Source organism: Streptomyces sp. NPDC002838 (genome assembly GCF_040295365.1).
GTDB lineage: Bacteria > Actinomycetota > Actinomycetes > Streptomycetales > Streptomycetaceae > Streptomyces.
On record NZ_JBEOVF010000010.1, the window covers coordinates 167,824 to 187,427 of the forward strand.

General features: G+C 70.6%; 20 protein-coding genes and 1 pseudogene. 7 read left to right on the forward strand and 14 right to left on the reverse strand.

Annotated features, from left to right (window positions below; all coding sequences use genetic code 11):
- Positions 1–12: 12 nt before the first annotated feature.
- On the forward strand, positions 13–1,578 hold the full coding sequence (lnt, locus tag ABT063_RS16250) for an apolipoprotein N-acyltransferase (RefSeq protein WP_351057993.1): 1,566 nt from the start codon (positions 13–15) through the stop codon (positions 1,576–1,578).
- Here lnt and ABT063_RS16255 read toward each other — a convergent pair.
- Both ABT063_RS16255 and ABT063_RS16260 read right to left on the reverse strand, forming a co-directional pair.
- Positions 1,502–2,407: a Gfo/Idh/MocA family protein gene (locus ABT063_RS16255; protein ID WP_351057994.1), complete on the reverse strand. Its 906-nt coding sequence runs from the start codon at positions 2,405–2,407 to the stop codon at positions 1,502–1,504. The two genes, lnt and ABT063_RS16255, sit on opposite strands and share 77 nt — an antisense overlap.
- A 10-nt stretch (positions 2,408–2,417) precedes the next feature.
- Entirely contained in the window at positions 2,418–3,599 is a 1,182-nt protein-coding gene (locus ABT063_RS16260) for an FAD-dependent monooxygenase (protein WP_351057995.1), read from the reverse strand.
- 96 nt (positions 3,600–3,695) lie between these two features.
- Between ABT063_RS16260 and ABT063_RS16265 the strand changes: the two genes are divergently transcribed.
- The 3 genes from ABT063_RS16265 (at position 3,696) to ABT063_RS16275 (ending at position 5,487) form a co-directional block, all read left to right on the forward strand.
- Positions 3,696–4,325, forward strand: a complete 630-nt coding sequence (locus ABT063_RS16265; RefSeq protein ID WP_351057996.1) for a TetR/AcrR family transcriptional regulator — start codon at positions 3,696–3,698, stop codon at positions 4,323–4,325.
- A 19-nt stretch (positions 4,326–4,344) separates the two neighbouring features.
- Positions 4,345–4,857 carry a DinB family protein gene (locus ABT063_RS16270; RefSeq protein ID WP_351057997.1) on the forward strand — a complete coding sequence of 171 codons (513 nt, stop codon included), beginning with the start codon at positions 4,345–4,347 and terminating at the stop codon, positions 4,855–4,857.
- Positions 4,858–4,968: 111 nt separating this feature from the next.
- The gene (locus ABT063_RS16275) at positions 4,969–5,487 is read left to right on the forward strand and encodes a hypothetical protein (protein ID WP_351057998.1); all 519 of its coding nucleotides are present in this window, start codon (positions 4,969–4,971) and stop codon (positions 5,485–5,487) included.
- Between the two features lie 18 nt (positions 5,488–5,505).
- Here the strand turns inward: ABT063_RS16275 and ABT063_RS16280 are convergent, their stop codons facing one another.
- The 8 genes from ABT063_RS16280 to ABT063_RS52185 all read right to left on the reverse strand — a co-directional run bounded on the left by ABT063_RS16280 (position 5,506) and on the right by ABT063_RS52185 (position 12,037).
- A complete protein-coding gene (locus ABT063_RS16280) occupies positions 5,506–6,027 on the reverse strand; it encodes a hypothetical protein (protein ID WP_351057999.1) in 522 nt (173 codons plus the stop codon).
- 114 nt (positions 6,028–6,141) lie between these two features.
- Positions 6,142–6,825 carry a uracil-DNA glycosylase gene (locus ABT063_RS16285; protein ID WP_351058000.1) on the reverse strand — a complete coding sequence of 228 codons (684 nt, stop codon included), beginning with the start codon at positions 6,823–6,825 and terminating at the stop codon, positions 6,142–6,144.
- 88 nt (positions 6,826–6,913) lie between these two features.
- Complete coding sequence (locus tag ABT063_RS16290) at positions 6,914–8,497, reverse strand: ABC transporter substrate-binding protein (RefSeq protein ID WP_351058001.1); 1,584 nt, start codon at positions 8,495–8,497, stop codon at positions 6,914–6,916.
- Positions 8,498–8,705: 208 nt separating this feature from the next.
- On the reverse strand, positions 8,706–9,464 hold the full coding sequence (locus ABT063_RS16295) for an SDR family oxidoreductase (RefSeq protein WP_351058002.1): 759 nt from the start codon (positions 9,462–9,464) through the stop codon (positions 8,706–8,708).
- 12 nt (positions 9,465–9,476) lie between these two features.
- Entirely contained in the window at positions 9,477–10,238 is a 762-nt protein-coding gene (gene fabG / locus ABT063_RS16300) for a 3-oxoacyl-ACP reductase FabG (protein ID WP_351058003.1), read from the reverse strand.
- A 137-nt stretch (positions 10,239–10,375) separates the two neighbouring features.
- Positions 10,376–10,792, reverse strand: coding sequence for a DUF3037 domain-containing protein (locus ABT063_RS16305; RefSeq protein WP_351058004.1), 417 nt, complete (start codon positions 10,790–10,792; stop codon positions 10,376–10,378).
- On the reverse strand, positions 10,789–11,544 hold the full coding sequence (locus ABT063_RS16310; protein ID WP_351058005.1) for a HipA family kinase: 756 nt from the start codon (positions 11,542–11,544) through the stop codon (positions 10,789–10,791). Before ABT063_RS16310 ends, ABT063_RS16305 begins: the two co-directional genes overlap by 4 nt.
- A gap of 247 nt (positions 11,545–11,791) precedes the next feature.
- Positions 11,792–12,037, reverse strand: coding sequence for a hypothetical protein (locus ABT063_RS52185; protein ID WP_502990823.1), 246 nt, complete (start codon positions 12,035–12,037; stop codon positions 11,792–11,794).
- Between the two features lie 344 nt (positions 12,038–12,381).
- Between ABT063_RS52185 and ABT063_RS16320 the strand changes: the two genes are divergently transcribed.
- A complete protein-coding gene (locus ABT063_RS16320) occupies positions 12,382–13,737 on the forward strand; it encodes an acyltransferase family protein (protein WP_351058006.1) in 1,356 nt (451 codons plus the stop codon).
- A gap of 130 nt (positions 13,738–13,867) precedes the next feature.
- Positions 13,868–14,752: a universal stress protein gene (locus ABT063_RS16325; RefSeq protein ID WP_351058007.1), complete on the forward strand. Its 885-nt coding sequence runs from the start codon at positions 13,868–13,870 to the stop codon at positions 14,750–14,752.
- Between the two features lie 271 nt (positions 14,753–15,023).
- Here the strand turns inward: ABT063_RS16325 and ABT063_RS16330 are convergent, their stop codons facing one another.
- Positions 15,024–16,070, reverse strand: coding sequence for a PP2C family protein-serine/threonine phosphatase (locus tag ABT063_RS16330; RefSeq protein ID WP_351058066.1), 1,047 nt, complete (start codon positions 16,068–16,070; stop codon positions 15,024–15,026).
- A 204-nt stretch (positions 16,071–16,274) separates the two neighbouring features.
- On the opposite strand from ABT063_RS16330, the pseudogene ABT063_RS16335 reads away from it, so the two are divergent.
- Positions 16,275–16,617, forward strand: a pseudogene (locus tag ABT063_RS16335) (PI-PLC domain-containing protein); the annotation flags it as partial.
- 33 nt (positions 16,618–16,650) lie between these two features.
- On the opposite strand, the gene ABT063_RS16340 reads toward ABT063_RS16335, so the two are convergent.
- The 3 genes from ABT063_RS16340 to ABT063_RS16350 all read right to left on the reverse strand — a co-directional run bounded on the left by ABT063_RS16340 (position 16,651) and on the right by ABT063_RS16350 (position 19,603).
- Positions 16,651–16,779, reverse strand: a complete 129-nt coding sequence (locus ABT063_RS16340) for a hypothetical protein (protein WP_351058008.1) — start codon at positions 16,777–16,779, stop codon at positions 16,651–16,653.
- Positions 16,780–16,898: 119 nt separating this feature from the next.
- Entirely contained in the window at positions 16,899–17,978 is a 1,080-nt protein-coding gene (locus ABT063_RS16345; RefSeq protein WP_351058009.1) for a TerC family protein, read from the reverse strand.
- 587 nt (positions 17,979–18,565) lie between these two features.
- Entirely contained in the window at positions 18,566–19,603 is a 1,038-nt protein-coding gene (locus tag ABT063_RS16350) for an SPFH domain-containing protein (protein ID WP_351058010.1), read from the reverse strand.
- Position 19,604: the final 1 nt, after the last annotated feature.

Genomic DNA, 19,604 nt, shown 5'->3' on the forward strand with positions numbered 1-19,604 from the left:
AGGAGGCGCCGTATGAAGACGTTCGGCCACTGGCTCGCCTCTCCGTGGCGGCGCTCGACCGTCGCCGCGCTGGCGGGCGCCCTGCCTGTGCTCGCGTTTCCGGAGCCGTCCCTGTGGTGGTGCGCCTACGTCGCCCTCGTCCCCTGGATCCTGCTCGTCCGCTCGGCACCGACCTGGAAGCGGGCGGCGTACGACGGGTGGTCCGGCGGGTTCGGCTTCATGCTGGCGATGCATCACTGGCTACTGCCGAACCTGCACGTCTTCACGTTCGTCATCGCCGCGCTGCTGGGCGCGCTGTGGGCCCCATGGGGCCTGCTGGTGCGCCGCTGCCTCGCCGGAACGCCCTCCCGCGTCCGGATCGCGGGCGCTCTCCTCGTCCTGCCGTCGGGCTGGCTCGCCGTCGAGCTGGTCCGCTCCTGGCAGGGGCTCGGCGGGCCCTGGGGCGTACTCGGGTCCACCCAGTGGCAGGTGGAACCCGCGCTGCGGCTGGCCTCGGTGGGCGGTGTGTGGCTGCTGAGCTTCCTGGTGGTTGCTGTCAACGTGGCGGTCGCCGTTCTCGTGGCGGTGCGCGCGTCGCGGGTGCCGGCCGTGGCCTGCCTCGTCGCCACGGCGGCCGTGACCTCGGCGGCCTGGGTGTGGTCACCGCCTCCCGACACCGACGACCGGGTCAGGATCGCGGTCGTCCAGCCGGGCGTCGTGACCGGCGGCAACCCCCGTTTCGAACGCGAGGAGCAGCTGACCCGGCGGCTCGTCGGCCAGGACGTCGACCTGATCGTCTGGGGCGAGAGCAGCGTCGGCTTCGACCTGAGCCGACGGCCCGACCTCGCTGAACGGATCGCGGCGCTCTCCCGCGAGACCGGCGCCGAGATCCTGGTCAACGTGGACGCCCGGCGCTCCGACAAGCCCGGCATCTACAAGAGCTCGATCCTCGTCGGACCCGACGGCCTCACCGGCGACCGCTACGACAAGATGCGGCTCGTGCCCTTCGGCGAGTACATCCCGGCCCGCTCCCTGCTCGGCTGGGCTACCTCCGTCGGCGAGGCCGCGGGCGAGGACCGCAGGAAGGGCTCCGAGCAGGTCGTGATGAACGTCGGGGACGGGCTGCGCATCGGGCCGATGGTGTGCTTCGAGACCGCCTTCCCCGACATGACCCGCCATCTCACCGAGGACGGCGCCGACGTACTGATCGGCCAGTCCGCCACCTCGACCTTCCAACAGAGCTGGGCGCCCGAGCAGCACGCCTCGCTGGCCGCGCTGCGCGCCGCCGAGACGGGCCGCCCGATGGTGCACGCGACGCTGACGGGCGTGACCGCCGTCTACAGCGCCAGTGGACAGCGCATCGGCCCGTGGCTCGGCACCGACGCCGTCACCGCCCAGGTGTACGACGTACCGCTGGCGCACGGCACCACCCCGTACGTCCAGTACGGCGACTGGACCGTGAAGGCGTCGCTGCTGATCCTCGTCGCGTGGGCCGCCGCAGAGGGCGTACGGTCGCTGCGGGTCAGGCCGCCTGCCCCCGCACCGTCCGTACCACGCGCTCGCACAGTTCGTGAGTCGCCAGCGCGTCCCGGGCGCTGAGCACCTTGCCCGCGCGTACGGCGTCGAGGAAGGCGAGCACGGCCTGCTCGATGCCGCGCTGCCGGGCCACCGGCACCCAGTCGCCGCGCCGCCGCACGCTCGGCTGGCCCTTGTGGTCGATCACCTCGGCGAGGTTGACCACCTGACGCTTGGTGTCCTGACCGGACACCTCCAGGATCTCCTCCGCCGATCCGCTCAGCCGGTTCATCACGCCGAGCGCGGTGAAGCCGTCCCCGGCGAGCTGGAGCACGACGTGGTGCAGCAGGCCGTCGACGACGCGGGCGCGCACGGTGACGTCGTCGACCGGGCCGGGCGCCAGGAAGCGCAGGGTGTCCACGACGTGGATGAAGTCGTCGAGGATCATCGTGCGCGGCTCCTCCGGGAGCCCGATCCGGTTCTTCTGCATCAGGATCAGCTCGCGCGGGTGCTCGGCGCACTGCGCGTACCCGGGGGCGTAGCGCCGGTTGAAGCCGACGGCGAGGCTCACGTTCCGTTCCTCGGCGAGCGCCACCAGCTGTTCGGAGTCGGCGAGTTCGTAGGCGAGCGGCTTGTCGACGTACGTGGGGACGCCCGCCTCGAGCAGCCTGCCGACGATCTCGGGGTGCACGGCGGTGGGTGCGTGTACGAAGGCGGCGTCGAGGTCCTGGGCGAGCAGGGAGTCGAGGCCTGCGTGGCGCTGCCCGTCGGGGAGGTGGAGGCTGTCGGCGACCCGGGTGAGCGTGGTGGGCGTGCGGGTCTGCAGGTGCAGCTCGACGCCCGGACGGCCGCCCAGCACCGGCAGATACGCCTTCTGCGCGATGTCACCGAGTCCGATGCAGCCGACCTTCACTGGGTCTCCTCTAGCGGTTGCCTGCCGGGGTCACCCCGGAAGCATACGGCTGCTGCGGCGGCCGCCAGTCGGCGATTCCGTCGAAGCCGCGCAGGAAGAGGGCGGGTCCGGCCTTGGACAACGCGGCGACCGCGGTGTTGCGTACGGCCATCAGCGCGCGGTTGCTCATCATGTTGAGGCGGCCGACCTTGACGGCCTGGCGGGCGATGGCCGTCGTACGCGGCAGTCTGGCCGCCGAATAGGCGGCGAGGTCCTCACGGTGCGCGAGCACGATCGCGTCCTCGATGGCCTGGTTGCCGCCCTGCCCGAGCGTCGGGGGCATGGCGTGCGCGGCGTCGCCGACGAGGGCGACCCGGCCTCGGTGGTAGGCGGGCAGCGGCTCGGCGATGTGGTGGACGTCGTGGCGCCGGACGTCCTCGGGGCGGGCGGCGGCGAGGACCGCCGGGATCGGGTCGTGCCAGTCGCCGTAGCGGCGGACGAGTTCGGCCTTCTCGTCGTCGGGCGCGTGCTGCCCCGCGGGGGCCGTGGCGGCGGCGTAGGCGTAGACCCGGCCGTCCTGCAGCGGGTGCGTGCCCCAGATGCGGCCCCGGCCCCACGTCTCGTGTGAGGCGAACTCGGCGCCGGGGACCGGGATCACGACCCGCCAGGTGGTGAACCCCGAATACACAGGACCGGGGTGCTCCGGAAACAGCGCACGGCGTACGGCGGACCGGATGCCGTCCGCGGCCACCACGAGGTCGGCCTCCAGCTCGCCGTCGGGCGTGCTCACGCGGGCCGGGCGGTCGGCGGCGCCCGGGTCGACGAGGGTCGCCGCGGCGGACGTGCGGACGGCCCCCGGCGGGAGCTGTGCGGCCAGGCTGTGGATGAGGGTGGCCCGGTGGAGCAGGACGAGCGGGCCGCCGAAGCGCTCGGCCGCAGCGGCGGCGTCGGAGCGTGCGAGCCAGCGCCCGCCCGGGGTGCGCAGTCCTCCGTCGCCCTCCCAGGCGGACAGGTCACGGATCTCGTCGCCGAGGCCGATGACGTCCAGCGCGCGCAGGGAGTTGGGCGCCAGGGAGATCGCCGCGCCGACCGGTTCCAGCGAGCGGGCCCGCTCCAGCACGGTGACCTGCCAGCCGCTCTGGTGCAGGGCCGCGGCCGCCGTCAGGCCTCCGATCCCGCCGCCGATCACGACCGCGTGCCTCGACTGTGCCATGGGTCCTCCCGGCCTCTCGATCCTGCTCACTACAGCTGTAGTGAGCCGATGCGTCGACTGTACTACAGGGGTAGTGAGAGGGATAGGTTGACCTCCATGTCCGCACGCGCCACCCCCAGCGCCTCGCGCGCCGACCTCCTCGCCGACACCGCCCTCGCCCTGCTCGCCGAGCGCGGGATGCGCGGGCTCACCCATCGGGCGGTCGACGAGGCGGCCGGCCTCCCCCAGGGCTCGACCTCCAATCTCGCGCGCACCCGGCAGGCGCTCCTGGAGCTGGCCGTGCGCCGCCTCGCCGAGCGTGAGGCGCGGGTACTGGCCCTGCACGAGATGCCGGACCCGCGGGGCGGTTCGGCCGCGCTGGTCGACGCGCTGGCCCTGGCGACGCACCGCGCCCTGACCCGCAACCGCGAACTGACGCTCGCCCGCTACGAACTCGCCCTCGAAGCGACCCGCCGCCCCGGACTGCGCGCCTACTTCGACGCGGCCGGCGCCCGCTTCCGGGACCAGCTCGCCGCACTCGTGACTGCCATGGGCTCGACGGATCCGGCGCGGCACGTGCTGTCGCTGGTCGCCTGGGCGGACGGGCTGATGTTCAGCTGCGTGGCCGGGTCCTTCCACGCGGAGGTGCCGAGCCTGGAGGAGGTGCGGGCAGGGCTGAGGGAGTTGCTGGACGGCATGCTCGGCGGCGCTCCCGAGGACGCGAAAACCCCTGGAGACCTCGGGTGAGTTGGGTCAGGATGCGGGTATGACCACTGAACGCCGTGAACCCGCCACCAACGCCGACGAACGCACCATGCTGGAGGGCTGGCTGGAGTACCACCGGCAGACCCTGGCGTGGAAGTGCGAGGGCCTGACCGACGCCCAGCTCAGGACCGCCCCGGTGGAGCCGTCCGAGCTGTCCCTGATGGGGCTGGTGCGGCACATGGCGGAAGTGGAGAGGAGCTGGTTCCGCAGGGTGCTGGTGAACGACGATGCGGGGCCGATCTGGTTCAGTGACGCCGACCCGGACGGCGAGTTCCACCTCACCGAGGCGGACACCTGGGAGGAGGCGTACGGCACCTGGCAGGCGGAGATCGAGGTCGCCCGGCGCAACGCGGCCCGCTTCGGTCCGGACGACATCTCCGAGGGCAAGCATCGGCGCACCGGCGAGCGCTACAACCTGCGCTGGATCTACACGCACATGATCGAGGAGTACGCGCGCCACAACGGCCACGCCGATCTGATCCGCGAGCGCGTCGATGGCTCCACGGGAGACTGACGTCAGCCCCGGGGGCTCCGACCCCGCCGTACGGGGCCGGGGATCACCCGTGCGGGGCATCCTCCGCTTGTCCACTGTCCAAAGGCCGTCGGACCCAGCAGAGTTGCGCGCGTGCATCGAACGACGACCACCGCAGCGCTCCTGGTCACCGTGGCAGTCTCGGCCCTCTCCGGCTGTGTGACGGTCCAGCGTCCGCCCGCCTCCGGCCCGGCGGCGGTACCGTCCCAGCCGCCGGCGCCCCGCCCGGACGACCCTCCCCGCTCGGACGACCGGGCGCAGCCGCAGGTCGTGCAGGCGCCGGCCCGCGAGGCCCTGGAGATGATCGGCCCGTCCCGCCGACCACAACCGGCCGCGACGACACCGCGCAGCGCCGCCCCCTCGGCCGCGGCACCGGTGCGCAAGCAGCCGCCTGGGCGCTCGCACTCCCGACCGGCCCACCCCGAACCCCGGCGACCCGAGGCCCGACGTCCCGAGGCCCGGCGTCCCCCTCAGCCGCGCGTCGAGGTCCCCGACGTGCCGAAGTCGATCCCGGGGAACCAGCAGGACGTCTGTGCCCTCGGCAAGCGGTACGGCGGCTGGCGCGCGGACAGTCCCGAGGCGGTCATCTGCCGGCAGACGTACGGGCGTTGACGCGACGGACGTGAACCCTCAGGGCCGCTGTCGCGGCGGCCCCCACCCTCCCCCTCCGGAGGAGTCCCCCTCCCCCAGCCGCAGCTCCAGCCGGATGATCGCCGCCCGCACCCCGTCCCCGTACCGGTCGTCGCCCAGCGCCTCGGCCGCCCCCCGCGCCCGGCGCAGATGCGTGCGGGCGGCCCCCGCGCGGCCGAGCTTCACATAGTCGGCGGCCAGATTCAGATGCAGGGAGGGATACAGCGCCCGCACCGCGAGCGCCCCCTCGTGCTCGGCGAGCCGGTCGTCCGTCAGTTCCTCGGCGGCCGTCAGCGCCCTGAGGTCCCAGGCGAGTTCGTCCGAGGGGTCGTCCTGGGTGTCGGCCAGGTAGTGCGCGAGGGTGCAGCGGTGCAGCGGGTCGCCGTCCTCGCCGATCTCCGCCCACAGGTCCAGGAACCGGTGCCGGGCCTCCTCGCGGTCCCCCGCGTGATGCAGGATGGCGACCTGCCCGATCCGCGTCAGCACGGCGTCCGCGGCCGTCTGCCCCTGTCGTTCGGCCACGGTGTCCTCCGCGCACTCGTCGGCTGTCCCTGCCGACGCTAATACCACCGGCGGACAATCCCGGTCAGGCGGCACCGGGCCGGTTCGACGGTGAACCGGCCCGGCGGTGGTACATCAGCCCAGGTTCGGGATGCGCCAGTCGATCGGCTCGTGGCCCTGCCGCGCGACCGCCTCGTTGATCTGCGTGAACGGACGCGAGCCGAAGAACCTCTTCGCCGACAGCGGGGAGGGGTGTGCGCCCTTGACCACCACGTGCCGTGTCTCGTCGATAAGCGGGAGCTTCTTCTGCGCGTAGTTGCCCCACAGCACGAAGACCGCCGGGTCGGGCCGGTCGGCCACCGCGCGGATCACCGCGTCGGTGAACTTCTCCCAGCCGCGGCCCTTGTGCGAGTTGGCCTCGCCGCCCCGGACCGTGAGCACCGCGTTGAGCAGCAGGACGCCCTGCCGCGCCCAGGGCATCAGATAGCCGTTGTCCGGGACGGGCAGGCCGAGCTCCTCCTGCATCTCCTTGTAGATGTTGCGCAGGGACGGCGGGGTCTTCACCCCGGGACGCACCGAGAAGCACAGGCCGTGGCCCTGGCCCTCGCCGTGGTACGGGTCCTGGCCGAGGACGAGGACCTTCACCTGCTCGTACGGCGTGGCGTCCAGCGCGGCGAAGACCTCCTCGCGCGGAGGGTAGACGGGCCCCTTCGCCCGCTCCTCCTCGACGAACTCCGTCAGCTCCTTGAAATAGGGCTGCTGGAGCTCGTTGCCCAGGACCCCGCGCCAGGACTCGGGCAGCATGGCGATGTCGGTCACGTCGACTTCCTTACGGTGTGCGGTCACGTCCAGGCCAGAACCTACAGGCGACCACTGACAATCACCGCCGCGGACGACGAAACCGGCTCTACCAGCTCGTCTTCCGGTACAGCTCCCACATCATCATGATCGTCGACGGGTCCAGCGCCCGCTCGCCGCCCGAGATGTCCACACTGGTGGCCACGTACTGCTTGCCCTGCCACAGCGGCAGCAGCCGCGCGTCGTCGACGAGGATCTGCTGGGCCTCCTCGAAGTCCCGCACCACGTTGGCGCGGTCGCTCTCACCGCGCGACCGGGGCAGCAGCACACCGGTGATCTCGGGCGCCGGATAGGGGGTGCCGAGCGCGTTCTCCTCGCCCACGAACGGGGCGATGAAGTTCTCCGCGTCAGGGAAGTCGGGGAACCAGCCGCGCCCGAACACCGGGTACTCGCCCTTCTGGTAGCCCTCGACGTACGTCTTCCAGGGGCGGCTCTTCAGAGTGATCGTGAAGAGACCGGAGCCCTCGAGCTGGCGCTTGAGCTCCTTGAACTGCAGGGCCGTCTCGGAGCCGTAGCGGTCGGTCGTGTACCAGAGGGTCAGCGGGACGCGCTTGGTGATGCCCGCCTCGGCGAGGATCTGTCGAGCCTTGGAGGTGCTGGGGTCGCCGTAGTCGTCGAAGAAGCCGGTGGTGTGGCCGGTCAGCCCCTTGGGGACCATGGAGTACAGCGGGTCCACGGTGTCCTTGTAGACCTTGTGCGCGATCGCCGCCCGGTCGACTACCTGGGCGATCGCCCTGCGTACGGCCGCCTTGCTCGCCCACGGGTCCTTCGGGTTGAACACCAGGTAGCTGATGTCGGTGCCGGCGCCCTCGACGAGCTGGAGGTCCTCGTAGGTGTTCTTGCTCTCCAAGGCGACGATGTCGTCGGCGGCGAGGCCGCGGTAGGTCGCGTCGATCTGCTTGCCCTGGAGCGCCTTGACCATGGCGCCGGAGTCCTGGAAGTAGCGGATGGTCACCGCATCGTTTCTTCGCTTCGCGAAGCCCTCGTAGCGGTCGTTCCCGACGAGTTCGGCCTTCTGGCCCTCCTCGTACGACGACAGCGCGTACGGACCGGACCCCGACACCTTGCCGTCCTTGCGGAGGGATCCGGCCGGGTAGTCGTCGGGGTTGACGATGGACATGGCCGGAGTGGCCAGCACGAACGGGAAGGTGGCATCGGGCTGGTTGAGGTGGAAGACGACCTCGCGCTCACCCAGCGCCTGGACGCGGTCCAGGCTGCCGAGCAGACCGACCGGGCCGCCGGGCACCGAGATGGCCTTGATCCGGTCGATCGAGTGCTTGACCGCTTTGGCGTCGAGCGCGTCCCCGTCGGAGAACCGCATGCCCTCGCGCAGCTCGCAGCGGTACGTCTGGTTGGAGGCGTCGGTGAACCCACAGCTCTCGGCGGCATCCGGCTGTGGCGTGGTCGCGCCATTGGGGTAGGCCAGAAGCGTTTGGTAAATGTTGCGGAACAGTTCCCAGGAGCCGTCCCAGGACGCGGCCGGATCGAGCGTGCTGGGGGCACTGGTGGTACCCACCACGATCGGTCCCTCGTCACCGGAGGCGTCGGAAGACAGCACGCCACAGCCGGTCACCAGGGATGATATGGACGCGATGGCCGCCACTTGCCGCAGGCATCGGTTCCGGTTGAACACGCGCACACTCCTCGATCTGCCGTACCAAGGGTCGGCAGACCATACCGCAGTGTTTCGGCCGCTGGACCTCCTTCGAAGCAACGTTCTTGATCACAAGCCCGTGACGAGGTTGTCGTCGACCTGTGCGGATCTTGTACGACTTGTACGGTGACTACGACGACACGGGCGCCGTTTCCGTCAACGAGCGCCCGTGCCGAGGTGGCGAGAATCAGCCCACGCCGGCGTTCAGGAAGATCCCGCCGTCCACGACGAGCGTCTGGCCGGTGACCCAGTCGGACTGCGTCGAGGTGAGGAACGCGGCGGCGCCGCCGATGTCGGAGGGCACGCCGAGCCGGCCCAACGGGTAGGCCGCGGCGGCCTCCTCCTCCCGGCCCTCGTACAGGGCCTTCGCGAACTGGGTCTTCACCACGGCCGGAGCGATCGCGTTGACCCGCACCTTCGGCGCGTACTCGTGCGCCAGCTGGAGGGTCAGGTTGATCATCGCGGCCTTGCTGATGCCGTACGCGCCGATGAAGGGAGAGGCGGAGACGCCCGCGACGGAGGCGATGTTGACGATCGCGCCGCCGTTGTCCTTCTGCCAGGCGTGCCAGGTCCTCTGCGCGAAGCCGAGCGCCGAGACCACGTTGGTCTCGAAGACCTTGCGCGCCACGTTCAGGTCGAGGTCGGCGATCGGCCCGAACACCGGGTTCGTCCCGGCGTTGTTGACCAGGAAGTCGACGCGGCCGAAGGCCTCCATGGTGCGCTCGACGGCGGCGGCCTGGTGGGCCTCGTCGTGGGCCTTGCCGGCGACGCCGATGACGCGGTCGGCGCCGAGCTTCTCGACGGCCTCCTTGAGGGCCTCCTCGTTGCGGCCGGTGATGCACACGCGGTCACCGCGCGCGATGAGCGCCTCGGCGACGCCGTAGCCGATGCCTCGGCTGGCGCCCGTGACGAGCGCGACCTTGCCGGAGAGTTCCACCGAAGTCATGTTCTCTGTCCCCTAGTCGAGCGGTCCGCCGGCCACGTACAGCACCTGGCCGGAGACGAAGCCGGCGGCCTCGCCCGTGAAGAAGGCGATCGCGTTGGCGATGTCCTCCGGCTCGCCGACGCGCTGTACCGGGATCTGGGTGGCGGCCGCGGCCTTGAAGTCCTCGAAGCCCATGCCGACGCGGTCGGCGGTGGCCTTGGTCATCTCGGTGGCGATGAAGCCGGGGGCGACGGCGTTGGCGGTGATGCCGAACTTGCCGAGCTCCTTGGCGAGCGTCTTGGTGAAGCCCTGCAGTCCGGCCTTGGCGGCGGAGTAGTTGACCTGGCCGCGGTTGCCGAGCGCGGAGGACGAGGAGAGGTTGACGATCCGTCCGAAGCCCGCGTCCACCATGTGCTTCTGGCAGGCCTTCGACATCAGGAAGGCGCCGCGCAGGTGCACGTTCATGACCATGTCCCAGTCGGAGACGCTCATCTTGAACAGCAGGTTGTCGCGCAGCACGCCCGCGTTGTTGACCAGGATGGTCGGCGCGCCGAGCTCCTGGGCGATGCGCGCCACGGCCGCCTCGACCTGCGCCTCGTCGGAGACGTCGCAGCCGACCGCGAGGGCCTTGCCGCCCGCCGCGGTGATCTTCTCCACGGTGTCCTTGCAGGCGGCCTCGTCGAGGTCGATCACGGCGACCGCGCGACCCTCGGCGGCCAGTCGTACGGCGGTGGCGGCGCCGATGCCGCGCGCTCCGCCGGTGACCACGGCGACCCGCTGCTCAGTGGTGGACATTGCTGTTCTCCTCGCCCTTGAGAAAGCCCTTGGGAAGGGTACGCCCATCTGGTGAGCGACCGCTTAGTACCTTCAGCAGACGTGACGCTAGAAGCCCTGGCACCCGGTGTCAACGGCAACCGGGTGCGTGTGATCCATTACCTCACCAGGAGGTCCAGCAACCGGTCCGCCTCGGCGGCCGGATCGGTGGTCAGCCCGGTGTGCACGGGCCCCGGCTGGACGATCGTCGAACGGGGCGCGATCAGCCAGCGGAAGCGCCGTCCGGCGTCGTCGCGCGCGGCCTGCCCCGCCGCCTCCCCGCCCGCGCAGACCCCTTCGACGGCACGGAGCGCGGCGCGCACGCCGGCCACGTCGGCGGCCGGGTCGAGCGCCAGCAGTCGCGCCTCGTCGAGGTGGGTACGGGCACCGACGTACGCCTGACCGCGGCAGTACACCAGCACGCCCGCGTTGATGCACTCGCCGCGCTCGACGCGCGGGACGACGCGCAGGACGGCGTACTCGAAGACGTCCCGGCCGCTCCCCTGGCCTGCCTTGATGATGTGGCGCTCGCTCACTCGGCCCCCTCGATGCGGTCGTGCACGACGGCGGCCCGCGCGAGCAACGGCCGCGCGTAGGCCCGCCGGAGGGCGTCCGGCGTGTCGAAGCCGGGCTCGTCGGCCAGCCAGGCGTCCGGGATCTCTGCGGTGACCTCGGCGAGGAGTTCCTCGGTGACCAGGGGCGCCAGTTCGGCGGCGGCCCGGGCGACGTCCGGCTCGAAGGGCTTGAGGGCGTGGTCCGAGGCGTCGTAGGGCCGGGCGGCGGAGCCTTCCACGCCGGGCCAGTTGTGGTGCCAGATCATGGTGGCGCCGTGGTCGATGAGCCACACCTCGCCCCGCCACATCAGCAGGTTGGGGTTGCGCCAGGAGCGGTCGACGTTGTTCACCAGCGCGTCGAACCAGACGATCCGCCCGGCCTCCTCGGGGCTCACCGCGAAGGAGAGGGGGTCGAAGCCGAGCGCGCCGGACAGGAAGTCCATGCCGAGGTTGGTGCCGCCGCTGGACCTCAGCAGCTCCTGCACCTGCTGGTCGGGTTCGCCGAGCCCCAGCACCGGGTCGAGGTCGATCGTCACCAGCCGGGGCATCCGGAAACCGAGTCGCCGGGCGAGTTCCCCGCAGACGACCTCCGCGACCAGCGTCTTGCGGCCCTGTCCGGCGCCGGTGAACTTCATGACGTACGTCCCGAAGTCGTCGGCCTCGACGAGCCCCGGCAGCGAGCCGCCCTCACGCAGAGGCGTGATGTAACGGGTCGCGGTGACCTCTTTCAACACTTTCCCAGGCCACCCATCTCTTCAGCCTTGCAATCCACGACCGCCATGGGAGGGGCGCAGCAGCGGGAATCGCCCGTCAACGGCCCTGAGGAGAATCTGGGGAGTATTCGACTGGCACGCGGCTCTCCCTGCTTCCCGGGCAGTCCGTCGATGGCGGTTCGCCCCTTGCTTCCGGCCTCCGGCATGAAGTGAGCATAGTAACCAAGGGTGATCGCGGGCGAGGAGTGCCCGAGCCACCCCGCCAAGGTCACGACTCTCCGGCCTCCAGCATGATCGAGGCACAGGTGTGCAGCAGCACGTGGAAGCCGTCCTTCGGTGCCGCCGCCCACTGCCAGGGTTTCGCTCCCTCGGCGCGCGGCGGGATGATGTCGCAACTCGCCTCCCGCCTCGGCCACGAGTGCGAGGAGGTGCACGACGGCGACACGATCACGCTGCTGCTCGCCGGCGGCTCCTGCGCCATGGCCCACGACGCCACGACCCTGTACCTGGACATCTTGGCCGTCAGCACGTGGCTCATGGCCGGGGGCCCGTTCGAGCCGTCAGGGCGTGAGTGGTTCGACCCGGCGGTCCGCAGGGAACCCCACCCGGCGGGCGAACTCCGCGATCCCGGCCGGCTGGGCGGCACCGGGCGAGATCAGCGCCACCCGGGTGGCGAAGGTGATGCGTCAGCGGCTGGTGTCGAGGCCACCGCGCTGCAGCGGCGACCGTACGGTCGCGCAACACGGTCTTGGCCAACCGCTCGCTGTCCAGGACGAGCGCCCGGGCCGGGGTGGCGCACGCGCCCAGCCCGGTGGATGGTTGCGATCTTCGCCGGTCACCCGTTCCTATGATGGCCACATGCCCGGTCTGCGCGAGCTCGCGGAGCGCACACCGCCGCAGCGGGAACGCCACGTCGACCTGCTGCGGGCGTTCGCCATCCTGATCGTGGTGCTCGGCCACTGGATGGTCATCGTGGTCACCGGCGGTGCACGCGGACTGGATGGCTTCAGCGCGCTGGAAGTGCTGTCGTGGGGCCGCCCGATCACCTGGCTGGTGCAGGTCATGCCGGTGTTCTTCATGGTGGGCGGGTTCGCCAACGCCGCCTCGCTGACCTCGCGCACCCGTCGGGGCGGCGGCGTCCAGGACTGGCTGCTCGACCGCAGCGCGCGGCTCGTACGGCCGACGACCGCACTCCTGGTGGCGCTTGCCGCCGCCGCGCTGATCGCCCGGCTGGCGGGCGTCGATCCCACTCAGGTGGGCCGGGCGGTGTGGCTGGCCTCGATCCCGCTGTGGTTCCTGCTGGTCTACCTCATGGTGGTCTTCCTGACGCCGCTGATGCACCGCCTGCACCGGCGGGCGGGGCCGGCCGTGCCGCTGGTCCTGGTGGGGCTGGTCGCCGCCGGGGACGTGGCGCGGCTGGCGTTCGACGCGCCGACGCTGCAGCTGGGCAACTACCTGTTCGCCTGGCTGGCGGTGCACCAGATCGGCTTCGCCTGGCAGGACGGGACGCTCCCGGTCCGGCCCAAGGTGGCCGTGCCGTTGCTGATGGGCGGTGCCGCGGTGGCGGTGCTGCTCACGGTGGCCGGTCCCTACCCGGTCAGCATGGTCGACTATGCCGGCATGCGGCTCCGCAACCTCTCGCCGCCGACGCTCGCGCTGCTGGCGTTGGCCACGGCTCAGCTGGGGCTGGTACTGCTGCTGCGCGACGCGGGCGAGCGGCGGCTGCGACGGATCCGGCCGTGGATGGCCGTGATCGCCGTGAACTCGGTGATCCTGACCGTGCTGCTGTGGCACATGAGCGCGTTCGTGCTCGTCGCCGTGGCCGTGTACGGCTCCGGCCTGTTCCCGCTCCCGCAACCCCCCGCGAGCACGGGAGCGTGGCTGCTGTGGAAGCTGCCGTGGCTGGCCGTGCTCTTCCTCGTGCTCGGCGCGCTCGTGGCGGTCTTCGGCCGGATCGAACGGCGCGGCCTGCGGCGCGGCGCCGCGACGTCGCGCAGTTGGTGGACGCCGAGGGCGCTCGGCCGGCCCAGGCCGCGCGCCACCGCGACCACCGTCGGCTACGCCGCCTGCGTGCTGGGCCTGCTCGGGGTGGCCGACGCCGGTCCCGCCGACCATGGCCCGTTCGGGCTGCCGACCGGAGCCCTGGCCGGCTTCCTGGCCGGCGCGGCCCTGCTCCGCTCGGCCCGCGCGGCAGCCGGCCCCCGGGGCGGCTGAGCAGCTGCGCGTGCAGCGGGCGACGGGACCGGCCTGCGCCTGGTGGCGCCCCTGTGGGCAGTGCGAGAGGCTGGGAGAGCAGGGCGCCGGGCCGTTGCCCGCGTCGACGCCGTGGCGAGGAGAGAGCAGCGTGTCGCCCAGGCCGGTCGTGGTGGGAGTTGACGGCTCCCCCTCCGCGCTGGCCGCCGTGGAGGCCGCGGCACAAGAGGCCCGGATGAGGGGAGTCAAGCTGCACGTCGTGCATGCCTTTGTCTGGCCCGCCATGCATGTTCCGCTCGGCGGCTCGCCTCTGGGCCCGCCCGCGGGAGCCGTGCGGGAATCCGTCGAGCATCTGCTCGCCGAAGCCGTCGAACGAGCCCTTGCTGCCGCGCCCGGGGTGCTGGCCGACCAGGCGGTCATCGCGGGAGAAGCGGTTACAGCCCTGGAAGCGGAGTCGAGGGCGGCGCAGTTGATCGTGGTGGGCCATCGCGGCTCGGGCGGTTTCGCGGGGCTGCTGCTGGGATCGACGTCGGTCCATCTGGCCGCTCACAGCCACTGCCCGGTGATGGTGGTACGGGACCGGATGGCGGTTGACGGGCCGGTGCTGGTCGCGGTGGACGGTACACCCCAGAGCCGTGGGGCGATCGCGTGCGCCTTCGAGGAGGCTTCGCTGCGAGGCGCGGACCTGGTGGCGCTGCACGTATGGGGGACGTGGAGCGACCACGGTGACACCCGCCCGGCGGAACTGGTGGACCTGACCGGTGACGTGGAGACGCTTCAGGCACACGAGGAGCGACTCCTGGACGAAACCCTGTCCGGGCACCGGGAGGAGCACCCTGAAGTGACCGTGCATACCCGTGTCGTGCGAGGCCGTACGCGGCCGACGCTGATCGAGGCGAGTCGTGGCGCCCAGCTCATGGTGGTCGGTACGCGCGGACGCGGCGGATTCACCGGACTGCTCCTGGGCTCGGTCAGTCAGGCCCTGCTCCATCACGCACACTGCCCGGTCACCGTGGTGCGTTCCGACCTGATGTGACACCCGGCGCGAGCCGGAAGCCGCCCCCGTGCCGCCGGTCGGGCAGCGGGCAGAACACGGGGTCCTCATCGAAGCGCGGAGCGCACATGAAGCCGATCTCCGCATCCCGGCCGATCAGGGCGCAGCCGCGGCCGTCACCGATCAGACCGGGGTCTGCGATCGGACGGTAACCCTCTCGGCAGGTCAGTGGCTGCCAGAGCGTCCTGGGTGAGCAAGTACCCAGAACGGGTTGATCAGTTCTGCGCTGCTTGCGGCCCCGGAGTCCGCAAGGTCAGCGGTGGCGGAGCATCAGCATGGCCGCGTCGTCGTGCAGCGGGCCGCTGACGTGCTGGAGCAGGTCCTGGCGCAGCGCTCTCAGCACTGTCTCCGGATCGCGCCCCTTGAGCAGGTGAGCGCGTTCGGCGAGCGGGTAGAAACGGCCTTCGGCGTCGCGTGCCTCGGTGACCCCGTCGGTGTAGAGCAGGAGCTGGTCGCCCGGGCGGAACTCGGTGCGAAACGGCTCCGGCGGCGCCGCACCATGAGCCGCCAGACCGAGGGGAAGCGCAAAGGAGGAGGGCTCGGGCCAGGTCATGGTGCCGTCCACGCGTGTCAGCAGGGGTGCCGGGTGGCCGAAATTGAGGAAGGTGACCTCCTCGGGCCCCACTTCGGCGAGAATGGCGGTGACGAACTTCTCGGCTCCCAGCTGCCGCTCGACAGCCCGCTCCAGCCTGCAGCCCACGGCTGCCAGATCGGCTTCGTCAGGGGCCGCTTCACGGAAGGCGCCCAAGACCACGGCCGCGGTCTCCACCGCCTCCAGCCCCTTGCCCTGGACATCGCCGACGATCACCCGCACCCCGTAGGGTGAGGTGACGAGTTCGTAGAGGTCACCTCCGATGCGCGCCTCGGCAACGGCGGACATGTAGCAGACAGCCACACGCACACGCCCGGCCAGCCGGGGAACCGGTTTGAGCAACACCCGCTGCGCGGCCTCGGCTATGGAGCGAACACTGTCCAGCTCCGCCTCACGCTCCTGGCGCATGGACACGGCCAACAGGCCGGCCCCGGTGACACCGAGCACCGAGGCAATGCTCATCAAGCCGCGTGGCGTACCGAGCAGGTCGTTGTACCAGCCCAGGCCCACGCACAGCAGCAGCGCGATCCCGCCGACGCACGCGGTGCGCCGCCAACTTCCCACGAGCGGAGCGAAGGCGGGTCCCAACGAGACCAAGGGCAGGAAGACCACCGCCGGACCGACAGCGAGATCAGCCACCGTGACGGTGGCCATCATGACGAAAGGCAGCAACGTCAGCACGGTAAGGCGGCGATTCTCCGGCCCCATGCCGGCTTCCCTCTCCTCGCTCCGTGACGGCAGCAACTCACCATGTGCGGCGCACAAGATCCATGGTGACAGACAAGCCCTGTCTCCCATACCCCGGGCCAAGGCGGTGCGCGTCCGGACGTCCACGAACCCGAGGTGGATCGCAGGCGAGGTGCGCGACTTGGGTGAGCAGCTGCGGAAGGGCGCGTTGTGCCTCCGCTTCGCCGACTCGCTCGACGCGACCTGCTGTACGAGCCGGACGAGGACCCGAGCCAGGCATGGCCGAAGCTGAAGGACATGATCGACAGCGGCAAGCACCTGAACGCCGATCGCCTTCCGCAGCCCCCGAGGAGATGACCCGCACACCCAACCGCGGCGGCACAGGCAAACGGCTGTTCCCGCTCAACCACTTCATCACGGCCGACGGAGGACGGCGACTGGACGCCGGCACCGTCGACTCCCGCCAACAGGTGCTGAACCGGGCCACGCCTGCGAACGGCAACGCGGCAGGCCGGTCGACTTCGTCGCGGTGGACTACGCGACGATCGGAGACGCACGCGCAGCCGTGGCGGCATCCGTCAGCCTGGTGCCGGATGTGGTGTCAGTGCTCCTGGGGGTGGCCGGGCTCCGGCTCCTCCAGGTACTCGGGGCAGTCAGGGTTGCGGCAGGGGCCCGGGCCCCACACGGGCACGAAGACTCCCAAGGTCTTGTGCCGTCTCTTGACGGTCATCTCCAGAGGGCGCTTGCAGACCGGGCACACAAGCGTCCCCTGAGGGCCGGTCTCATGCTCGCGTTTACTCATCTTTTAACGATAGATTGCCTGATCGGAGAAGGAGACAGGTCACGTGCTCAGTCATCGTCCCGGCGATCGGAGCGCTCCTCAGGGCCGTCCCGCGCTTCCCGCTCCGCGCGCGGCGAGCTGACGGGCCCAGGGTTCTTGGTAGCCGTGTCTGGCCCTGGGGCTGCGTCCGCCTGGGCGGCGGGGGCGGGCTGGGGCGGGACGGGTCGCCGCAGACTGAGTACGACGGATGCGGCCAGCACGACGACGATGACCGCGAGACTGATCAACGAGGGGATTTCCGGGACACTGGTGCTGATCGTCTTGTGTGCCGCTTGGAGGACCAGCTTGACGCCGATGAAGCCGAGGATGACCGCCAAGCCCATGTTCAGGTAGTGGAAACGGTCCAGCAGGCCCGCAAGCAGGAAGTACAGGGCTCGCAGGCCCAGAATGGCGAACGCGTTGCTGGTGTAGACGATGAAGAGGTCGTCGCTGACGGCGAGCACAGCGGGGACACTGTCGACGGCGAAGACCAGGTCGGCTGCCTCGATCGCGGCGATCACCGCAAGAAGCGGGGTGGCGACGCGCTTGCCGGCCTCCTTGACGAAGAACTTCCTGCCCGCGTACTCGTCCCGAACCGGGATGACCTTGCGGAGCATCCGCAGGGCGAAGCTCTTGCCGGGGTCGAAGCCCTCCTCATCGCCCTTGAGGAGCTTGTAGGTGCTGTAGAAGAGCACAGCCGCGAAGGCGAACAGCACCGAAGTGAAGCGGCTGACCACGGCGACACCGAGGGTGAGGAAGATCCCGCGGAAGACAAGGGCGCCCATCACGCCGAAGAAGAGGACACGGTGCTGGTAGGCACGGGGCACCCTGAAGTAGGCGAAGATCACGGCGAAGACGAAGAGGTTGTCCACCGACAGGCTCTTCTCCAGCAGCCACGCGGTGGTGTACTCGGTGCCGGCCGTCGTGCCGAGGACCAGGAAGACGACCGCGCCGAAGACCAGAGCGAGTCCCACCCACAGGGAGCTCCAGGCGGCAGCCTCCTTGAAACCGATGACGTGTTCGGCGCGGTGGGCGAGCAGGTCCACTGCCAGCGACACCACCACCGTCGCGGCGAACGCCATCCACAGCCAGAGCGGGACCTCCAGCACGCCGGTCACCCTCTCCGCGGCCCACACCGACGCAGGCCCTCATACAGGAGTTTCCGGCATCTCACCGCGCCGGGCGACCCCGGAAACCGACGGGAGCCCAAGCCTCACGGCGCGTGAGGCTTGGGCGGTGCCGTCCCTCAATGGGGGCACCGACGGCCTTACGGCGCAGACCGGAGCTGGATGAACCCAGGAGGCACCACGAGGCCAACCGGTGGAGCCGGTGTCCACGCATCGACCAGGCGCCCGGTGGTTTGCCGTCGGCCGGCCTCTGCGAGGACGAACCACACGGCCTCCTTTTCCAGATCCCCACGGGCGACGACCACCGGGCGGTCGGCGCGCACGGTCGACTCTCAGGCCGACCGAGCCGAGCCGTATTTCGGCGAATCCTCCACGCCAGCCGGTCCCGACCACGTGGCTGTGTCACCTTCCGTGGTTGTCGCTTCGACGTGAAGTCGGGTTCGGAGGCGTCCAGGGAGGCCGCAAGACGCGCGGCGGCCGACCGGTCCGCATCACGCCCCCGGCCTCTTGGCGGTCACGCCCGGCGTCGGCCGATGGTGTGATGGATGTCCGGCAAGTGTCACCCGCTGTCAGCGAGGGGGCTGGGACGGGAGCGAGTCGGGGGTGGCGCGATCGACCTTGGCAGCGTCGGCAAGGGCCGCGGCAGCGGCTTCCGCGGCCTGCGCCGTGTCGTCGGCGGCCTGGGCAGCCATGTCGTCCGTGGGTTTCTGGCGGGTGGCCGGAGACTGGGGCAGCACCTCGCTGAAGGCGCGGGACACGCCCTGGAGTGCGGAGGTGACCTCACTGGGGATCACCCAGAAGGTGCTGCCCGGACCCTGCGCGAGTTGGGGCAGCACCTGAAGGTACTGCCAGGCGAGCAGCTTGGGGTCGGGGTCGTTGCGGTGCACGGCCTGGAACACCTCGTCGATGGCCCGGGACTGGCCCTCGGCCTGGAGGATCGCAGCGGTACGGTTACCCTCCGCGCGCAGGACGGCGGCCTGCTTGTCGCCTTCCGCGGTGAGGATCTGTGACTGGCGTTGCCCCTCGGCCCCGAGGATCGCGGCCCGCTTGTCCCGCTCGGCTCGCATCTGCTTCTGCATGGCGTCCTTGATGGACTGCGGAGGGTCGATGGCCTTGATCTCCACCCGGTTGACCCTCAGGCCCCACTTCCCGGTGGCCTCGTCCAGCACGCCACGGAGCTGGCTGTTGATGGTGTCCCGTGAGGTGAGCGTCTTTTCCAGGTCCATGGATCCCACGACATTGCGCAACGTGGTGACGGTGAGCTGCTCGACCGCCTGAAGGAAACTCGCGATCTCGTAGAAAGCCGCTCGCGGATCGGTGACCTGGAAATAAAGGACGGTGTCGATCTCGACGACCAGATTGTCCTCGGTGATGACCGGCTGCGGTTTGAAGGAGACGACCTGTTCGCGCAGGTCGATCACCGGATGAACGCGGTCGATGTACGGGATGACGAGATTGAGGCCAGGATTCAGGGTCCGGTGGTAGCGGCCGAGTCGCTCGACATTACGAGCGCGGGCCTGGGGAACGATACGGACCGCCCGCACCACGGTGAAAACCGCGAACAGCGCGACGATCAGGCCGGCAATCAAGAACGCCGAGGTTTCCATG